14 protein-coding genes and 1 riboswitch are annotated in these 15,509 nt (G+C 73.4%); of the genes, 4 read left to right on the top strand and 10 right to left on the bottom strand.

Translation table 11 applies throughout. The annotated features are described in order from the left end of the window. Positions 1-127 precede the first annotated feature (127 nt). From LN042_RS16980 to LN042_RS16970, 3 genes are read right to left on the bottom strand one after another with little or no spacing between them, the layout of a single operon-like run. Positions 128-406, bottom strand: coding sequence for a DUF5304 family protein (locus LN042_RS16980; RefSeq protein ID WP_230052069.1), 279 nt, complete (start codon positions 404-406; stop codon positions 128-130). Between the two features lie 56 nt (positions 407-462). Beyond that, a complete protein-coding gene (locus tag LN042_RS16975; RefSeq protein WP_230052068.1) occupies positions 463-1,641 on the bottom strand; it encodes an ArsA family ATPase in 1,179 nt (392 codons plus the stop codon). Then, positions 1,641-2,075, bottom strand: coding sequence for an SRPBCC family protein (locus LN042_RS16970; protein ID WP_230052067.1), 435 nt, complete (start codon positions 2,073-2,075; stop codon positions 1,641-1,643). Before LN042_RS16970 ends, LN042_RS16975 begins: the two co-directional genes overlap by 1 nt. Positions 2,076-2,402: 327 nt before the next feature. Between LN042_RS16970 and LN042_RS16965 the strand changes: the two genes are divergently transcribed. Next, positions 2,403-4,196: an AMP-dependent synthetase/ligase gene (locus LN042_RS16965; protein ID WP_230052066.1), complete on the top strand. Its 1,794-nt coding sequence runs from the start codon at positions 2,403-2,405 to the stop codon at positions 4,194-4,196. A gap of 154 nt (positions 4,197-4,350) precedes the next feature. Here the strand turns inward: LN042_RS16965 and LN042_RS16960 are convergent, their stop codons facing one another. Next, complete coding sequence (locus LN042_RS16960; RefSeq protein WP_230052065.1) at positions 4,351-5,505, bottom strand: glycosyltransferase family 4 protein; 1,155 nt, start codon at positions 5,503-5,505, stop codon at positions 4,351-4,353. Between the two features lie 244 nt (positions 5,506-5,749). On the opposite strand from LN042_RS16960, the gene LN042_RS16955 reads away from it, so the two are divergent. Further along, positions 5,750-7,138 carry a glycosyltransferase 87 family protein gene (locus tag LN042_RS16955; protein ID WP_230052064.1) on the top strand — a complete coding sequence of 463 codons (1,389 nt, stop codon included), beginning with the start codon at positions 5,750-5,752 and terminating at the stop codon, positions 7,136-7,138. A 31-nt stretch (positions 7,139-7,169) separates the two neighbouring features. On the opposite strand, the gene LN042_RS16950 is transcribed toward LN042_RS16955, so the two are convergent. From LN042_RS16950 to LN042_RS16925, 6 genes are all read right to left on the bottom strand, one after another. Beyond that, positions 7,170-8,354: a hypothetical protein gene (locus tag LN042_RS16950; RefSeq protein WP_230052063.1), complete on the bottom strand. Its 1,185-nt coding sequence runs from the start codon at positions 8,352-8,354 to the stop codon at positions 7,170-7,172. 41 nt (positions 8,355-8,395) lie between these two features. Next, positions 8,396-9,475 (bottom strand): C40 family peptidase, encoded by a 1,080-nt coding sequence (locus LN042_RS16945; RefSeq protein ID WP_372495756.1) that lies wholly within the window; start codon positions 9,473-9,475, stop codon positions 8,396-8,398. 177 nt (positions 9,476-9,652) lie between these two features. Further along, positions 9,653-10,762, bottom strand: coding sequence for a C40 family peptidase (locus LN042_RS16940; protein WP_230052062.1), 1,110 nt, complete (start codon positions 10,760-10,762; stop codon positions 9,653-9,655). Positions 10,763-10,765: 3 nt separating this feature from the next. Beyond that, positions 10,766-10,918: riboswitch (cyclic di-AMP (ydaO/yuaA leader) on the bottom strand. 320 nt (positions 10,919-11,238) lie between these two features. Next, positions 11,239-12,264: a C40 family peptidase gene (locus LN042_RS16935; RefSeq protein ID WP_230052061.1), complete on the bottom strand. Its 1,026-nt coding sequence runs from the start codon at positions 12,262-12,264 to the stop codon at positions 11,239-11,241. Between the two features lie 186 nt (positions 12,265-12,450). Next, positions 12,451-13,860, bottom strand: a complete 1,410-nt coding sequence (locus tag LN042_RS16930) for an NYN domain-containing protein (protein ID WP_230052060.1) — start codon at positions 13,858-13,860, stop codon at positions 12,451-12,453. Between the two features lie 113 nt (positions 13,861-13,973). After that, a complete protein-coding gene (locus tag LN042_RS16925; protein ID WP_230052059.1) occupies positions 13,974-14,219 on the bottom strand; it encodes a hypothetical protein in 246 nt (81 codons plus the stop codon). A gap of 203 nt (positions 14,220-14,422) precedes the next feature. Here LN042_RS16925 and LN042_RS16920 point away from each other — a divergent pair, with 203 nt between their 5' ends. Then, the gene (locus LN042_RS16920) at positions 14,423-15,196 is read left to right on the top strand and encodes a rhomboid family intramembrane serine protease (RefSeq protein WP_230052058.1); all 774 of its coding nucleotides are present in this window, start codon (positions 14,423-14,425) and stop codon (positions 15,194-15,196) included. Further along, positions 15,193-15,474: an Lrp/AsnC family transcriptional regulator gene (locus LN042_RS16915; RefSeq protein ID WP_101379974.1), complete on the top strand. Its 282-nt coding sequence runs from the start codon at positions 15,193-15,195 to the stop codon at positions 15,472-15,474. Before LN042_RS16920 ends, LN042_RS16915 begins: the two co-directional genes overlap by 4 nt. Positions 15,475-15,509: the final 35 nt, after the last annotated feature.

Below are 15,509 nucleotides of genomic sequence, written 5' to 3'. Positions count from 1 at the left end.
CGTGCTCCCGTACACACTTCGCCATACATTATCCGAAGCCAACATCTTGGGAACCTCGCCGGCAGTCTTCAAAAGTCGTACGATTCGATCCGTTCGGTAGCCACTGCGTGCCGCACCGTCATGAGGTCTAGACGTCTTGGCGGTCGGGCCGGGCGTCCGGTTCGGCGTCCAGGTCGATCCGCTCGGAGTCCGACGGCGCCGGTGCCGACCAGCGGCGTTCCTGTCCGGCGAGGACGGCGCGATAGGCGGCCAGCAGCTCGTTCCCGGCGGTCGCGAGGTGCTGGTAGACCTCGGGGTTGTCGTCCCGGAAGCGGCCCAGGACCTGCTGGGCCTGCCCTCCGACGGCCGACACCAGCTTGCGCACCTCGTCGACCAAGGGGTTGTCGACAGGGCTTGAATCGTTCATGTCGCGTCTCTCTCCAGCGATCGTCGTCCAGCGATCCTTGAGTTCGACGCTACCGGTTAGCCGCGCTCGGGCCAGAGGGCCGGGTCCGGTGCGAAGCGCAACGTCAACTCGCCGTCACGCAGTGCGGCACCCGCAACCGTGCAGCGGCGCAGCGCGCCGGGCAGCGGCAGGATCCGCCGGTACGGGCCGAGCCCGACCACCAGTTCGTCGCCGCGGCGCACCAGTTCCAGGTCGGCCCGGTCGGCACCGGGGGCGGCCAGCCGCCACACCAGCACACCGTCCTCGGCGCGGCGGTCCTCGGCGGTCCACGGCCAGCGCTCGGCCGGCTCCGGCGCGGGCCGGTCGCCGAACAGCTGGGCCGCCAGCCGGTCCACCTCGTGCGCCGTCCGGTCGGCGGTCAGCAGCGGCACCCCGAGGTCGATGCCGGCCAGCCGGTCGCGTTCGGCCGCCGCCTGCTCGGCCAGCCACGGGTCGACCGAGTCGGCCGCCCGCCGGGGCAGCGCGCCGTGCACGGCCACCGAGTCCAGCCGGTGGCCGAACAGCGCCAACCCCGCCGCGGCCCGGCGCAGGGCCGGCACCGAGCAGGCGGCGGCGCTCACCGCGAGCCGCACCGAGGTGTGCGGCGACTCGATCACGGACCGGGTGGCGGCCAGCTCGGCGGCCGCCCAGTCGCGGGCGGCGTGGAGCCATTCGGAGGGCGCCGGCATCCCCGCCACCGCGGCCAGCAGCGGGCGCAGTGCTCGGGCCGCCTGGCGCTGCTCGGGCAGCAGCCTGGCCAGGTAGCGGTCGAGCTGCTCGGGCAGGGCGAGGGCGGCGGTCAGTTCGGCGGGTGGCGGGGCGGCCACCACCACCTGGTCGTACGGCCGGCCGTCGGCCGGACCGCGCAGGGCGTGCAGCAGGGCCAGCGCGCGGGTGCCGGGGAGCGCGGTCAGCTCGTCGGGCTCCAGGGGGTCGACGCCGAGCAGGTCGTAGCCGGTGCGCAGGCGCCCGTCCAGGCCGGCCACCGCGCGCCGGAACGCGTGCTGCTCGTCGAGGCGGCGCGCCCACAGGCCGGGCCGGACCTCCGTGTCGGAGCCGCTGAGCCGGGTGCCGAACTGCTCGTCCAGCAGCCGGTGCGGGTCGTCGGCGGCCAGCAGCAGGGTGCGCGCGCCCCGGCCGGCGGCGTGCACGGCGCTCGCGGCGGCCACCGCCGGGATCGCCGGGGTGTCGCCGGTGACCAGCACCAGGCGTGGCATCAGGGGTTCTCGACTCGCTTCTTCAGACCGGCCAGGGCGCGGTCGATGATCACCTTCTCGGCCTTGCGCTTGATCATGCCGAGCATCGGGATCTTGACGTCCACGGCGAGCTGGTAGGTCACCTCGGTGCCGCCGGCCACCGGGGCCAGCGTGTAGGAGCCGTCCAGGGAGCGCAGCATCTGGCTCTTCACCAGGGTCCAGGAGACCTCGCGCTCGTCGTCCCAGGTGTAGGCGAGCACGTGCTCGTCCCGGATCGCGCCGGCGTCCAGCAGCAGCCGGACCTGGTCGGCGCGGCCCTGCTCGGTGGTGCCGAGCACCTCGACCTCCTTGACCTCACCCGTCCAGGCGGGGTACGCCTCGAAATCGGCGATCACCGCCATCACCTCGGCCGGGGTCGCCGCGATGACGATGCTCGACCTGGTGTGTTCCGCCATGGGTGGGCCTCCGTGTATCCCGCGTGTGTCCCGGGCCGGTCGTCAGTGCCGGTCAATGCACCCGAAGGCTATCGCGCGCGGCCCGGGCCCCCGTGCCTGCGGGGGTTACCGGGCGGTCACCACTGGTGGGCGGCCCGCGGCCGCGGTGCCGCCGCCGTCCGGGGTCGTCCGGACGCTGCCGTATCGTGCAAATTGCAACGGCCGGCGTTCGGTCAGGGTTCGTCCACGGATGTGACACTTCGAACACCCGGTCTGACCCCCTATCGGAATCCGACTACCGGGCAGTAACGTCCTGCCGTCCCGCAGCGTCGCAGACGAGGAGCAGCAGTGCTCGACGAGTTCCGCCTTCCGGCCCTCTACCAGGTACCGAGCGGTGGCAACCTCTCGGACCTGATCCACCAGAACGCCGAGCGCAGCCCGCAGAACGCGGTGCTCGCCCGCAAGGTGGACGGCCGCTGGCAGGACGTCTCGGCGGCCGCGTTCCTGACCGAGGTGCACCGGGCGGCCAAGGGCCTGATCGCCTCCGGCATCGAGCCGGGCGACCGGGTCGCCATCATGTCGCGGACGCGCTACGAGTGGACGCTGCTCGACTTCGCCATCTGGTGCGCCGGCGCGATCACCGTGCCGGTCTACGAGACCTCCTCGGCCGAGCAGGTGCAGTGGATCCTCGGCGACTCCGGCGCGGTCGCGGTGATCACCGAGACCGACGGGCACGCGGCCGTGGTCGAGTCGGTCCGGGACCGGCTGCCGCAGCTGCGGCACACCTGGCAGATCGAACGCGCCGCGCTGGCGGAGCTGGCCGAGGTGGGCACCGACGTGCCCGACGCCACCGTGACCGAGCGCCGGGCGACGTTGAACGCCGACTCGATCGCCTCCATCGTCTACACCTCGGGCACCACCGGGCGCCCGAAGGGCTGTCAGCTGACGCACCGCAACTTCCTGCACGAGCTGGGCAACGTGACGGCCCGGATGCCCGAGCTGTTCGTCCCGGGCGACGCCTCGGTGCTGCTCTTCCTGCCGCTGGCCCACGTGCTCGGCCGGATCGCCCCGATCGCCACCGCGATCTCCGGCACCAAGGTCGGCCATGTCAGCGACATCAAGAACGTCACCGCCGAGCTGGCCTCGTTCCGGCCGACGCTGATCCTGGGCGTGCCGCGGGTCTTCGAGAAGGTCTTCAACACGGCGCGGGCCAAGGCCCAGTCCGAGGGCAAGGGCAAGATCTTCGACCAGGCCGCCGACGTGGCGATCGCCTACAGCCGGGCGCAGGACCAGGGTGGCGCGGGCCTGGTGCTCAGACTGAAGCACGCGCTCTTCGACAAGCTGGTCTACAGCAAGCTGCGGGCCGCGCTCGGCGGCCGGGCCACCCACGCGATCTCCGGCGGCGCGCCGCTCGGCGAGCGGCTCGGCCACTTCTACCGGGGCATCGGCTTCACGGTGCTGGAGGGCTACGGCCTGACCGAGACGGCCGCCGCCACCGCCTTCAACCCGGCCGACAAGCCGAAGATCGGCACGGTCGGCCAGCCGGTGCCCGGCTCGGCGTGCCGGATCGCCGAGGACGGCGAGGTGCTCTTCAAGGGCCCGCAGGTGTTCACCGGTTACTGGAACAACCCGACCGCCACCGCCGAGGCGCTGCAGGACGGCTGGTTCGCCACCGGTGACCTGGGCAGCATCGACGACGACGGCTACCTGACCATCACCGGTCGGAAGAAGGAGATCATCATCACCGCGGGCGGCAAGAACGTCGCCCCCGCCGTGATCGAGGACCGGATCCGGGCCCACCCGCTGGTCGGCGAGGTGATGGTGGTCGGCGACCGGCGGCCGTTCATCGGCTGCCTGATCACCGTCGACCAGGAGTTCCTGCCCAAGTGGCTGGAGCTGAACGACCGGCAGCCGGCCACCGTGGCCGAGCTGCGCGAGGACCCGCAGCTGCTGGCCGCCCTCCAGGAGGCGGTGGACGAGGGCAACAAGGCCGTCTCGCACGCCGAGGCGGTGAAGAAGTTCCGCGTTCTGGACACCGTCTTCTCCGAGGAGAACGGCTATCTGACGCCGTCGCTGAAGCTGAAGCGCAACGTGGTGCTGAAGGACTTCGCGGCCGAGGTCGAGGCGCTGTACCAGAAGTAGGACGCGCCGCACCGGAAGCGCGCCGAGAGCAGCCCGGGAGCGCACCGGAGCAGCCCGGGTGCGCACTTGGAGCGAGGCGTCCGCACGGGCGCTCGCTCTAGCGGGCGGGCGCGCGCCGGGTGAGTGCGCGCCGGGCGGGCACCCGGCCAAGCGCTCAGTCGCCCCCCAGCAGCCCGTGCAGCCGCCCCGCGAGCAGCTCCCACCGCCACTCCGCCTCCACCCAGGCGCGCCCGGCCTCGCCGAGCTTGCGCCGCAGGGCGGGCTCCCGCAGCAGCGTCACCACCCGGTCGGCGAGCTCCCCCGGCGCCCGCCCCGGCACCACGTACCCGGTCTCGCCCTCCCGCACGGCGTCCGGCGCCCCGCCGGAGTCCCCGGCGATCACCGGCAGCCCGGTGGCCGAGGCCTCCAGGTAGACCATGCCGAGCCCCTCCACATCCAGCCCGCCCCGCCTGGTCCGGCACGGCATCGCGAACACGTCCCCGGCCCCGTAGTGCGCCGGCAGGTCCGGCCACGGCACCTCCCCGGTGAACACCACCGAGCCGGCCACCCCGAGCGACGCGGCGAGCCTGCGCAGCCGCGGCAGGCAGGGCCCGCCCCCGACGACCAGCAGCACCGTGTCCGGTTCCGCCGCCAGGATCCGCGGCAGTGCGGCGATCAGCGTGTCCTGCCCCTTGCGCCGCACCAGCCTGGAGACGCAGACCACCACCGGCCGGTCCGCCAGCCCGAGCCCGGCCCGCACCGCCTCGCCCCCCGAGCCGGGGTGGAAGACCCGCTCGTCCACCCCCGGTGGCAGCCGCGCCATCCGCGCCGCCGGGCCGGGCCCGACCGCGTCGGCGATCCGCACCCGGGTGTACTCCCCCAGGTAGGTCAGCGTGTCGGTGCCTTCGGCGACCCGCCGCAGCATCTGCCGGGAGCCGGGCAGCTGTGCCCAGGCCGCCTCATGACCGTGCGTCATGCCGACCAGTCGCCGGGCGCCGGCCCGGCGCAGCGCGGGGGCCATCAGGCCGAGCGGGGCGGCCGCGCCGAACCAGACCGAGTCGCACCCCTCGGCCCGCAGGATCTGCGCCGCCCGCCGGGTCGTCCGCGGGGTCGGCAGCAGCACCGTGGCGCGGTCCCGGATCACCTGAAAGGGCTGCTGCGCGTCGAACCGCTCGGTCACTCGATCGGGAGCGTCGCCCGCGCCCCGCCAGGATGAGGCATACACCACAATCTCCCCGACCGGCAGGCGCACCGCCATGCTGTGGACGAAGCGCTGGATTCCGCCTGGGCGCGGGGGAAAGTCGTTGGTGACGATGAGGGTTTTCGGCATACTGGCCACGCCTCGCACGGTCGGGGGGTGCATGGTTCTCCCCCCACCGGTCCGTACGATAGGTCACCATGCCGTCTCGGCGGGAACGGACGGGCAGGCCGCAACCGTTTTCCTGCCGGGCCAGTCCTAACCGGTGGACAGACGAAGAGGACGGGCAGGGCGACAGGCGTACGGACAGGCGTACGACCGGTCGGCGCCCGACCGGTCCGGTGCGGACGCATGGCGAGATGAACGAGGGAGCTCAGTGGTGTTGGCGGAGGACGGCCCGGACGACCGGGCCGGCAGCGTTGGCAGCAGCACCGTCGCACTGACCGCTCCGCCCGCTGAAGGCGCCACCGGCGTCAGCTCGCCGGCCCCGGCGCGGGGCGCACTCTGGGCGGTGAGCGCCGGTTGGGTGGTCAGCAGGACCTTGGTGGTGCTGATGATCACCGGGGTGCTCAAGATCGGCCTGGACGTGACCACCGACATCTCGGTGATCTACCACGGCTGGTTCCAGGTGCTGCAGACCGGCACCTTCCCGATGGACGACGTGACCTGGCAGTACCCGCCGGGCGCCGCCCTGGTGATACTGCTGCCGGGCCTGCTGCCGTGGTCCTACCTGGTCTCGTTCTGGGTGTGCTGCGGCATCTTCGACGCGGCGGCCATGGTGCTGCTGGTCCGCTCCGGTGCCCGCCGCGGCCGCAGCCTGGCCGGCCCCTGGATGTGGGTGGTCGGCGTGCCGCTGCTGGGCCCCACCGTCTACAACCGCTACGACATCCTGGTCACCGCGATCGCGGTGATCGGCCTGCTGGTCCTGCTGCGCCGCCCGGTGCTCGGCGGCATGCTGCTGGGCCTCGGCGGCCTGCTGAAGCTGTGGCCGCTCATCGCGCTGGCCGGCACCCCGCGCGGTCGCCGCACCACCCGTTCCTGGACCGGCGCCCTGGCCGCGCTCTCCTCCCTGGCGTTCCTGATCGCCGCCGGCATGAACGGCGCCTTCCAGTTCCTCACCTTCCAGGCCGACCGCGGGATCGAGGTGGAGTCGGTGGGCGCCCTGCCCATCCACTTCGCCCGGCTGTTCGGCGGCTGGCACGGCGGCCAGGTGCTGATGAACTACGGCTCGGTGGAGATGGTCGGCCCCTGGGTCAGCGTGATCTCCAAGGTCGCCCTGGGCGGCACCCTGGTCGGCTTCGGCTGGCTGCTCTACTGGCGGCTGCGGGCCCGCCGCTGGCAGGCGTCCACCACCTATGACGCGGCGCTCGCCGCCCTGCTGATCTTCACCGCGACCAGCCGGGTGATCAGCCCGCAGTACATGGTGTGGCTGGTCGGCCTGGCCGCGGTCTGCCTGACCGTGCGCGGCACCAGCCAGCGCCCGGTGGCCGTGATGATCCTGATCACCACGCTGCTGACCACCCTGGAGTTCCCGATGAACTTCAGCGACACGGTGACCAGCCACCCGCTGGGCGTCGCCACCATCACCGCGCGCAACCTGCTGCTGGTCGCCGCCACCGTGGTGTCCTGCCGCCGCCTGTGGCTGAGCACCCGGGGCGAACGGCCCGAGCCCACGGCCGTCACCGCGGTGCTGCCCGGCCCCGAGCAGTCCGCCTACCCGGTGCGCCCGGGCATCGCCTACGAGCAGAGCCTGCTGGACGACTGACCGACGGCCCGCGTCGCACGAGGGCCCGGCCTCACGCCTGCGGCGACAGCTGCCGCTCCACCTCGCCGATCCAGTCCTGGGTGAACTGCGCCAGACCGTAGCCCAGTTGACGCCGGAACAGCTGGTCGAGCAGTTGGTCCCGCCCCGCGCCAGGCCCGGCCGCGCCGACCGCGCGGTAGAAGTCGACCAGCGCCTGCCGGCCGTGCCGCCGGGCGATCAGGTCGCAGGCCAGCCAGGAGAGCTCATAGGCCTGGGCTATGCCCTGGGCCCCGGCCGCGAAGTCGGTGTCCGCGGGCAGCGCGGTGGGCAGCTTGCCGACCGCCACGTCCTGGGTCAGCTCGGGCGCGATCTGCCGGGCGGTGCGGCCGGTCTCCAGGTAGGCGGTCCAGTCCGCCACACCCTCGGAGAGCCAGAGCGGGGTCCAGGGGCGGGTGTCACCGCGGGTCGCCACATGGGTGGTCTCGTGGGTGACGACCACCTGCTTGCCGACCTCGCTGAGCTGCCGGAAGGCGTCCGGATTGACCATCACCCGGTCGGCGGGGGTGTGCAGCGGCGCACCGGCCGCCGCGCTGGTCACCGCGGCTATGTCCTGGTAGCTGCTCGGATCGACCCCCAGCAACTGCGCGAACTGTGCCTCGCTGCCGGGAAGTTGCAGCACCAGTCGGCCCGCCCAGCCGGTCCCCCAGACGGCGCTGACGGTCGGCACCGCGTGGTCGCCGATCGCCGCCAGCGCGCCGAGCTCGGCCGGGCCGGCGGGGCCGAGCACCAGGCAGCGCGCCCCGCGCACCGGGTTCGGCGCACCCAGGTCCCAGGGGGCCGCGGCGGCGCCCGGGGCTGCGGTCTCCCCGGTCACCGCGGCGCCGGCCAGGGTGAGCCGGCGCTGCAGCACCGCGGGGTAGTCGTCGTAGCCGAGCCACCGGTACCGCAGCTCGGCGGTGACCGTGCCGGCGTCCCAGTCGACCGGGCGGTAGTCCAGCTCGGCCAGCGGCAGTGCGGCCAGCTCGCCGGTGCGCAGCCGGTCGGCGCGGCGGGCGAGCAGTGCGGCCAGCCGGTCGGCGGCGAGCCGGCCGTCCGTCGAGGCCTCGACGGTCCGCGGCGCCGCGGTCAGCGGCAGCGACAGTTGGGTGAGCGCCCCCGCCACCAGCAGCAGCGCGGTACGCCGCGGCACCCCGGCGCCGCTGACCGCACCGGGGTGCGCCGTGCTCTGCGCGGGCACCGTCCTCCAGCCATCGGCCGGGGGGACCCCCATCCCGGCGCTCAGACCCGCACCACCGCTACGACCGGCATCGCCGAGACGCTCTCGTAGCGCACCCGGGCTCCCGGGTGCGGGGCATGGACCACCGTGCCGCCGCCGACGTACATGCCGACGTGGTGCATGTCCTTGAAGAAGATCACCAAGTCTCCCGGTTGCGCCTCGGCCAGGCTGATCCGCCGCCCCCCGAACGCCTGCTGCTGGGAGGTGCGCGGCAGGTTCACTCCGGCCTGCCGCCAGGCCCAGTACATCAGACCGGAGCAGTCGAAGGCATCGGGCCCGGTGGCTCCGTAGACGTAGGGCGAGCCGAGCCGGCTCAGCGCCGCGGCCACCGCGAGGCCGGCGCGGTCGGAGGCGGGCGGTGCGCTGCCGAGGTCGAGCCGGTCGGTGCCGCGGGTGGCGCGCTGCTCGGCGTCCCGCTCGTCCTGCGCGGCCAGCTGCGCCCGGTCGTCGGCGGTCAGGGTGCCGAGCAGGGCCTGGGCGCTCCTCAGCTTGTCCTGCAGCTGCTGCCTGCTCTGCCCCAGCGTGGTGCGCACCGCCTCCAGCTGGGCGAGTTTGGCGGTCGCCTCGGCCCGGCGCTGGTCCAGGGCGCGCTCCTGCTGCTGGAGCAGGCGCAGCGAGTCGGCCCGCTGCTCACCCGCCTGCCCGAGGCTGCGGGCCTCGGCCAGGTAACGGGTCGGGTCGCTGGAGAGCATCAGCTGCACGGTCGGGTCCAGCCCGCCGGACCGGTACTGGGCGGCGGCGATCTCGGCGAGCGCGGTGCGGGTCTCGGCGACCGCCTCCTGGTCCCGGGCCACCGCGGCCTGCAGCTCGGCCGCCTCGCGCTGCAGCCGCTTCGCGTCCTCCTCGGCGGCGTTGGACCGCTCCGACGCCTGTTCGGCCTCCGTGTAGAGCTGGTCCACCTGCGCCTTGACGTCGGTCCGGCCCGGGACGGGGCTGCCCGGTGCCGCCTGCGCCGCGCTGCCCGCCGTTATCGCCAGCGCCGTGGTGGCGGCGGCGGTGACCGCCAGCACCCGGGAGAGCCGACGCGCGGCGCCCTGCTGGGGAGTGCGGCCCGGGAGCACCGGGCGTTGCGGCATCGTCATGGGCTGACGACTCCAATCGGCGGCGGAACAGATCGGCGCCGACGTTAGCGAGTCAGGACGGACGAGTCCAAACCCTCGCCGATACGAATATTTGATCCCGAATCGGACATCCAACCGAGAGAGCCCGGCCCCCGCTGCGGGGACCGGGCTCTCTCCTGACGAACCGTCAGGGGTGCGTCACGGGCGGATGATGGCCGCGATCGGCATCACCGTGGCGTTCTCGTAGCGCACGTTCGCGCCGGTGTGCGGGGCGTGGATGATCTGCCCGCCACCCACGTACATGCCGACGTGGTGCTCGTCCTGGAAGTAGATGATCAGGTCACCGGGCTGCGCGTTGGCGATGTCGGTGCCCACGTTGGTGCCGGCCGTGGCCTGCTCCTCGGAGGTGCGCGGCAGCGAGACGCCGGCCTTCGCGTAGGCCCACTGCATCAGGCCCGAGCAGTCGAACGAGGACGGACCGGCCGCGCCGTAGACGTAGGGCGCGCCCAGCGCCGACTCGGCGGCGGCGATGGCGGCCTGCGCGTGCGAACCGGCCGGGATGCTGCTCAGGTCGGTGCGGGCGGCACCGCGGGAGGCGGCGCCCTGCTGGTCGGCCTGGGACTGCGCCTGGGACTGCGCCTGGGCCTGGGCGGCGGCGGCCTGGGCAGCGGCGGCGGCCTGGGCCTCCTGCGCGGCAATGGCCTGCTTCTGCTGCTCGGTCAGCGAGTTGAGCAGGTCCTGGGCGGCCTTCAACTTGGCCTGGGCGTCGTCCTTGGCGGACTTCAGCTGGGCGGTGATGGAGTCGAGCTCGGCCAGCTTGCCGCTCGCGTCGGCCTTGTCCTGGTCGAGCTTGCGCTGCTCCTGCTGGAGCTCCTTCAGCGTCTCGCCCTGGGAGGTGTTCAGCTGGTTGATCGAGCCGGCCTGGTTGAGGAAGTTGTCCGGGTTCGAGTTCAGCATCAGCTGAACCGTCGGGGATATCCCGTCGTTGGCGTACTGGTCGGCGGCCACGCCCGCCAGGCCGTTCTGCAGGTTGGTCACCTGGTCCTGCTGCCTGGCCACCTGGTCCTGCAGGTCGCCGACCTGCTTCTGCAGCGTCTGCTGCTTGGACTGGGCCTCCAGGTAGGCCTGGTTGGCCGCCTCGGCCTTCTCGTTGAGGTCGTCGACCTGGGTCTTCACCTGGTCCAGCGTCGGCGCCGGGTCGGCGTGCGCGCTGGTCTGGGTGGACAGGGCGACGGCGGTCGCGGCAGCGGCGGTCAGGATCGACGCGCGCGTTCGGCCGACGGGCTTGGGACGACGATGGGACGCCACGAATCCTTCTTCCTCGGGCCGCCTACCGGGTGAGCTGACGGGTTCGGGCCGGAAGCATGCCCTACGACGCCTCACCGGCCCGGGAGCCGACCTGGCGCCGATTCACCCCGGAGGAACGAGTGGTTCCCCGGCTCCGGTCCGCAGCAGCCCCCCGCAGGGGCTCCTCTCGGGCAGTCAACTGCCCGCGCTGCTTTCCGAACTCGGCGGTGACCCCCGCTGTCACCCGGGTCGGGTGAACGCCATCGCGACGGTCTGGAACCGACCCTAGTAACACATCCGTGATGTGTTCAAATCCTTGTCGGAATTACGGACTAATTTTGACTGTCCGTGATATGCGGATCACCCGTCAGTGACCAAGCGGCAGTCGAACGGGTGTCCCGGCTCACAGCGGGACCACTCGGGCTTCCAGGACGCAGGCTGACCGGCCCTCAGGACGAACGCCCGTCAGGCGGCTCGACGGGGAGGCGGCGGATCGGTCAGACCCGGCGGATGGTCTTGATCGGACCGATCGACGCGGCGTCGGCGACCCGCACCACGTCGCCGGTGTGCGGGGCGTGCACCACCTTGCCGTTGCCGATGTACATCCCGACGTGGTGCGCGTCGTTCCCGTAGATCACCAGGTCGCCGGGCTGCGCCTGGGCCAGGCCGGGCACCGCGGTGCCGACCGTGGCCTGCTCCTGCGAGGTGCGCGGCAGCGAGACGCCGGCCCGCGCGTAGGACCACTGCATCAAGCCCGAGCAGTCGAAGGTGGTCGCGCCGGTCGCGCCCCAGACGTAGTAGTCGCCCAGCCGGGACAGCGCGTACTGCACGGCGCTGCCCGCGTACCCGCCGGCCTGCGGCAGGCCCACCGGCGTGCGGGTGTCGCCGCGCGAAGCGCGGTCGTCGGCGGTGACCGCGGCCCGGTCGGCGGCGCTCAGCGAACCCAGCAGCTGCTGCGCCGCCGCCAACTTGGACTGCACGTCGGTCTTGGCCGAGTTCAGCTCCTGGGTGGTGCGGTCCAGCTCGGCCAGCGTGTCGGCGGCTTCCTTCTTCTCCTGGTCCAGCTTGCGCTGCTCGCCGAGGAGCGACTTCAGCGCGTCGGCCTCGGAGGTGGTGGCCATCTGCATGCTGGCCGTCTGGGCCAGGTAGCTCTGCGGGTCGGAGTCGAGCATCACCTGGACCGCGGGGTCGATCCCGTCGTTGCGGTACTGGTCGCCCGCCACCGCCGCCAGACCGGACTCCAGGTCCGTCACCTGCTGCTGGGTGCGGGCCACCTGGTCCTGCAGCTGCGCGGCCTGCAGGCGCAGCTGGGCGGCGTGCTCATTGGCCCCGTCGTACTTCTCGGACGCCGCCTCGACCTGCTGGTTCAACCCGTCGACCTGCGCCTTGACGTCGTCCACCGACGGCTTGGGATCGGCCCAGGCGCCCGGCTGCGCGGAGAGGGCCACCGCGGTGGCCGCGGCCGTGGTGAAGACGTAGACCCGCGCGCGGCTCGGCTGCCTGGGACGACGGTGGGACGCCACTGGACCCGCTCCTTCTTCCACCGACGCCCCACCTGATCGGGTGAGTGGCCGGAAAAACAGGGTTGCCGCCGGACCCTACTGAACATCGGATGCCGGCGCCACTCTCCCGACCCACGAACCGGCCCCGGTCGAACGGCTTTCACCGGGCCTTCACCACCAGCGGGCCGTCGGTGCGCGAACAGCGGCTCAGCTCCGGGCCAGGCGGTTGAGCAGCAGGACCGAGGAGACCGGGCGCGCACCGGCCTCGCGCACGCCGTCGGCCACCTCCCGGTCGGCCGACACCACCACCACCGGGCGGCCCTGCGGCTCGGCCCGGACCAGCTGGCGGATCAGCTCGTCCGCGGTCTGCCCGGTCCGGCTGAACCGCACCCGCACCCCGCGCGGCGGTGCCATGATCACCGGCACGTCCAGGTCCTGCCCGTCGAAGACGCAGGTCACCTCGGCCTGGGTGCGCTGCGCCAGCATCGCCAGGCCGCCGAGCAGCCGCAGCCGCTGCTGCTCCAGCGGCAGCGCCGGGTAGCCGGTCTTGGTCACGTTGTAGCCGTCCACCACCAGGTGGACCTGGGGGATCGCCAGCAGCTGGTCCAGCAGCGCGGGATCGTCCTCGGCCAGCGCGCGCCGGGCCACGTCGTGCGGCGAGGCCGTGCCCGGCACCACGGCGTCCACCAGGTCGGCCGGGTGCAGCTGGGTGACCGGCAGCGCCAGCTCGCGCTGCAGGCCCTGGGCGGACTGCAGCACGGTGTCCAGCAGCAGCCGCAGCCGCATGTCGGCCACGCTGCGTCCCTCCCGCGCCGACCGGCGGCCGGACTCCAGTGCGCCCTCCAGCTCGGCCACCCGGTGGCGCAGCCGCCGGTTCTCGCTCTCCAGACCGGTCCGCTCGGTGGCGGCCACCGCCTTGGCGGTGTCCAGCTCGCCCTGCAGCTTGCGGCTCTCCGCCTGGGCCCGGCGGGTGTCGCTCTCCAGGCTGCGCACCTTCTTGCGCAGCGCCTCCAGCTCGCGGCGCGCTCCCTCGCCCTCGGCGCGCTGGCGCTCCAGGTCGGCCCGGGCCGCCGCCTTGGTCGCGGCCAGCTCCTCCTGGAGCTTCTCCACCAGCCGGGCGGCCTCGGCGGCCGCGTCGGCCACCTCGGCCCGCTCCGCCTGCTCACCGGCCTCGGCCACCAAGCGGGTCCAGCCGCGGGTGCGCAGCAGGTACGCGGCGGCCGCCACGTCCAGCGGCTCGGCCGCGCCCGGCACCTGGCCGGCCTCCAGGGCCGCCACCAGGTCGGGCTGGCCGGTCCGCAGCCGGTCCGCTATCCGGGTCCGGAAGACCGGGTCGGCCTCCAGCGCCGCGGCCACCGCCGTCCCGGCGTACCGGGCGCGGCGGGCGGCGGTGAACTTGGCGTACGGGCGCAGGGTGGCCGGCACCTCGGTCAGCGGCAGCCCGCCGAGCGCGTCGGCGGCCAGCCCCACCACCCGGCGGCGCACGCCTTCGGGGAGCGGGCGGTCGAGCTGCTCGACCGGCCCGGCCCCGGTGTCGCTCGGGACGTCAGCCGCCACCGGCTCACCGCCGGCGGGCTGGGGCCCCTCGGACTCGGCGGCCTGACTCGCTGCGTCCATCGCGTCCTCGGCTCCGATCCCTGGTCTCCTGACACACCGCTCGGTGCAATTGTCTCGTGCGCGGCATCCCACGAACACCACGCAGGACGCGGCACCCTCACCGGTCCAGGGTGTCAGGCTTCCCCGGCGGCGTCCGGCCGGGGCACCAGCTCCACCTGGTCGACCGCGTTGCACCAGCGGCAGCGCACCGACTCCACCGTCTCGCTGAGCACCTCGCGCTCCTCCACCTGCGGCTCGCCGGCCAGGTCGAGGTGGACGAACTCGACGACCCGGGAGGACTTGGTCACGTCGAAACGGGTCAGATTGCCGCAGAGCGCGCAGCGCCAGCGGGTTTCGGCCGTGGGCACGGGGACGGGCATGGGAGTCCTCTCGTTCGCTGGTCCGGAGCGGGTTCCGGCCAGGGCACCAAGCCTAGGGCCTGGGCCCTTGGCGGCGGCCGCCGGATGGCCGATCGTCCACGTGCTGGACGGCTCACCCGGCCGCCGCCCCGAGCTCCCGGACGGCTCACTCGTTCGCCGTCACCGGGGTGTCATCACCGGTTCGACGCGGAATGCATCGGCTCATGCTCCCGACCCGAGCGCAGTCGGCACCCCTGGTCTGCCACCTACTGATCGCGGTGAACTGCCTGGTCTTCCTGGCCGGGCCGAGCGGGGTCAACCCGGCCTACGGCACCCAGCCCGCCGCCCGGGCCTGCGCCGCCCAGCGCTACCAGCAGCGCTGGGGCGCCGTCCCGGCGGAGCTGCTGAGCGACCGTCCGCTGACGTCCGCCCAGCTGGCCGGGCTGGCACCGGTGCTGCCGGACTGCCCGCCGCAGCGCACCCCGGGCAAGCTGCCGGCGGTCTCCGCGGTCAGCGCGCTCTTCGTGCACGGCGGCTGGCTGCACCTGCTGGGCAACATGCTCTTCCTCTTCGTCTTCGGCCCGGCGGTGGAGCAGCGGCTCGGGCGGTCGCGGTTCCTCGTCTTCTATCTGGCGGCCGGGCTGCTCGCGACCTACGGCTACGCGCTCACCACCCACTCCGGCCCGCAGGCGCTGCGGCCGCTGGTCGGCGCCTCGGGGGCGATCGCCGGGGTGCTCGGCGGCTACCTGCGGCTCTACCCGAAGGCCCGGGTGACCGCGCTGGTGCCGGTGCTCCTCTTCCTGCCGCTGCGCTTCCCGGCCTGGCTGGTGCTGGGGCTCTGGTTCGCCACGCAGTGGTGGTCGGCGGACCAGGCCGGGCCGGGCGTCGCCTACCTGGCGCACGTGATCGGGTTCACCGGCGGGTTCCTCGCCCTCTGGGCCCTGGGCCGCCGGGCCGGATACCCTGAGCCCATCCGCCGACCAGGAGCCACGCCGTGATCACAGCCATCGTGCTCATCAAGACCAGCATCGACCGGACCCCCGAGATCGCCGAAGCCATCGCGGCGATCGACGGGGTGAGCGAGGTGTACTCGGTGACCGGCGGGTGCGACCTGGTCGCGATGGTCCGGGTGCGTCGGCACGACGACCTGGCCGATGTGATCCCGGGCCGCCTCAACAAGGTGCCGGGCGTGGTGAGCACCGAGACCCACATCGCCTTCCGCACCTACTCCCAGCACGACCTGGAGGCGGCCTTCGCCATCGGCCTGGACAGCTGACGGGCGGTCGGCCCGGCGCCGACCGCCCGCCACCC

The sequence above is a fragment of the Kitasatospora humi genome, assembly GCF_020907985.1.
Classification (GTDB): domain Bacteria; phylum Actinomycetota; class Actinomycetes; order Streptomycetales; family Streptomycetaceae; genus Kitasatospora; species Kitasatospora humi.
This window is presented reverse-complemented; position numbering and strand designations above follow the sequence as displayed.

Excerpts from the sequence above, each read along its gene's own strand:
- LN042_RS16920 (WP_230052058.1), top strand. The coding sequence starts at position 14,423 with ATGCTCCCGACCCGAGCGCAGTCGGCACCCCTGGTCTGCCACCTACTG.
- LN042_RS16975 (WP_230052068.1), bottom strand. The coding sequence starts at position 1,641 with ATGCCACGCCTGGTGCTGGTCACCGGCGACACCCCGGCGATCCCGGCG.
- LN042_RS16945 (WP_372495756.1), bottom strand. The coding sequence starts at position 9,475 with ATGACGATGCCGCAACGCCCGGTGCTCCCGGGCCGCACTCCCCAGCAG.
- LN042_RS16930 (WP_230052060.1), bottom strand. The coding sequence starts at position 13,860 with ATGGACGCAGCGAGTCAGGCCGCCGAGTCCGAGGGGCCCCAGCCCGCC.
- LN042_RS16980 (WP_230052069.1), bottom strand. The coding sequence starts at position 406 with ATGAACGATTCAAGCCCTGTCGACAACCCCTTGGTCGACGAGGTGCGC.
- LN042_RS16970 (WP_230052067.1), bottom strand. The coding sequence starts at position 2,075 with ATGGCGGAACACACCAGGTCGAGCATCGTCATCGCGGCGACCCCGGCC.
- LN042_RS16925 (WP_230052059.1), bottom strand. The coding sequence starts at position 14,219 with ATGCCCGTCCCCGTGCCCACGGCCGAAACCCGCTGGCGCTGCGCGCTC.
- LN042_RS16960 (WP_230052065.1), bottom strand. The coding sequence starts at position 5,505 with ATGCCGAAAACCCTCATCGTCACCAACGACTTTCCCCCGCGCCCAGGC.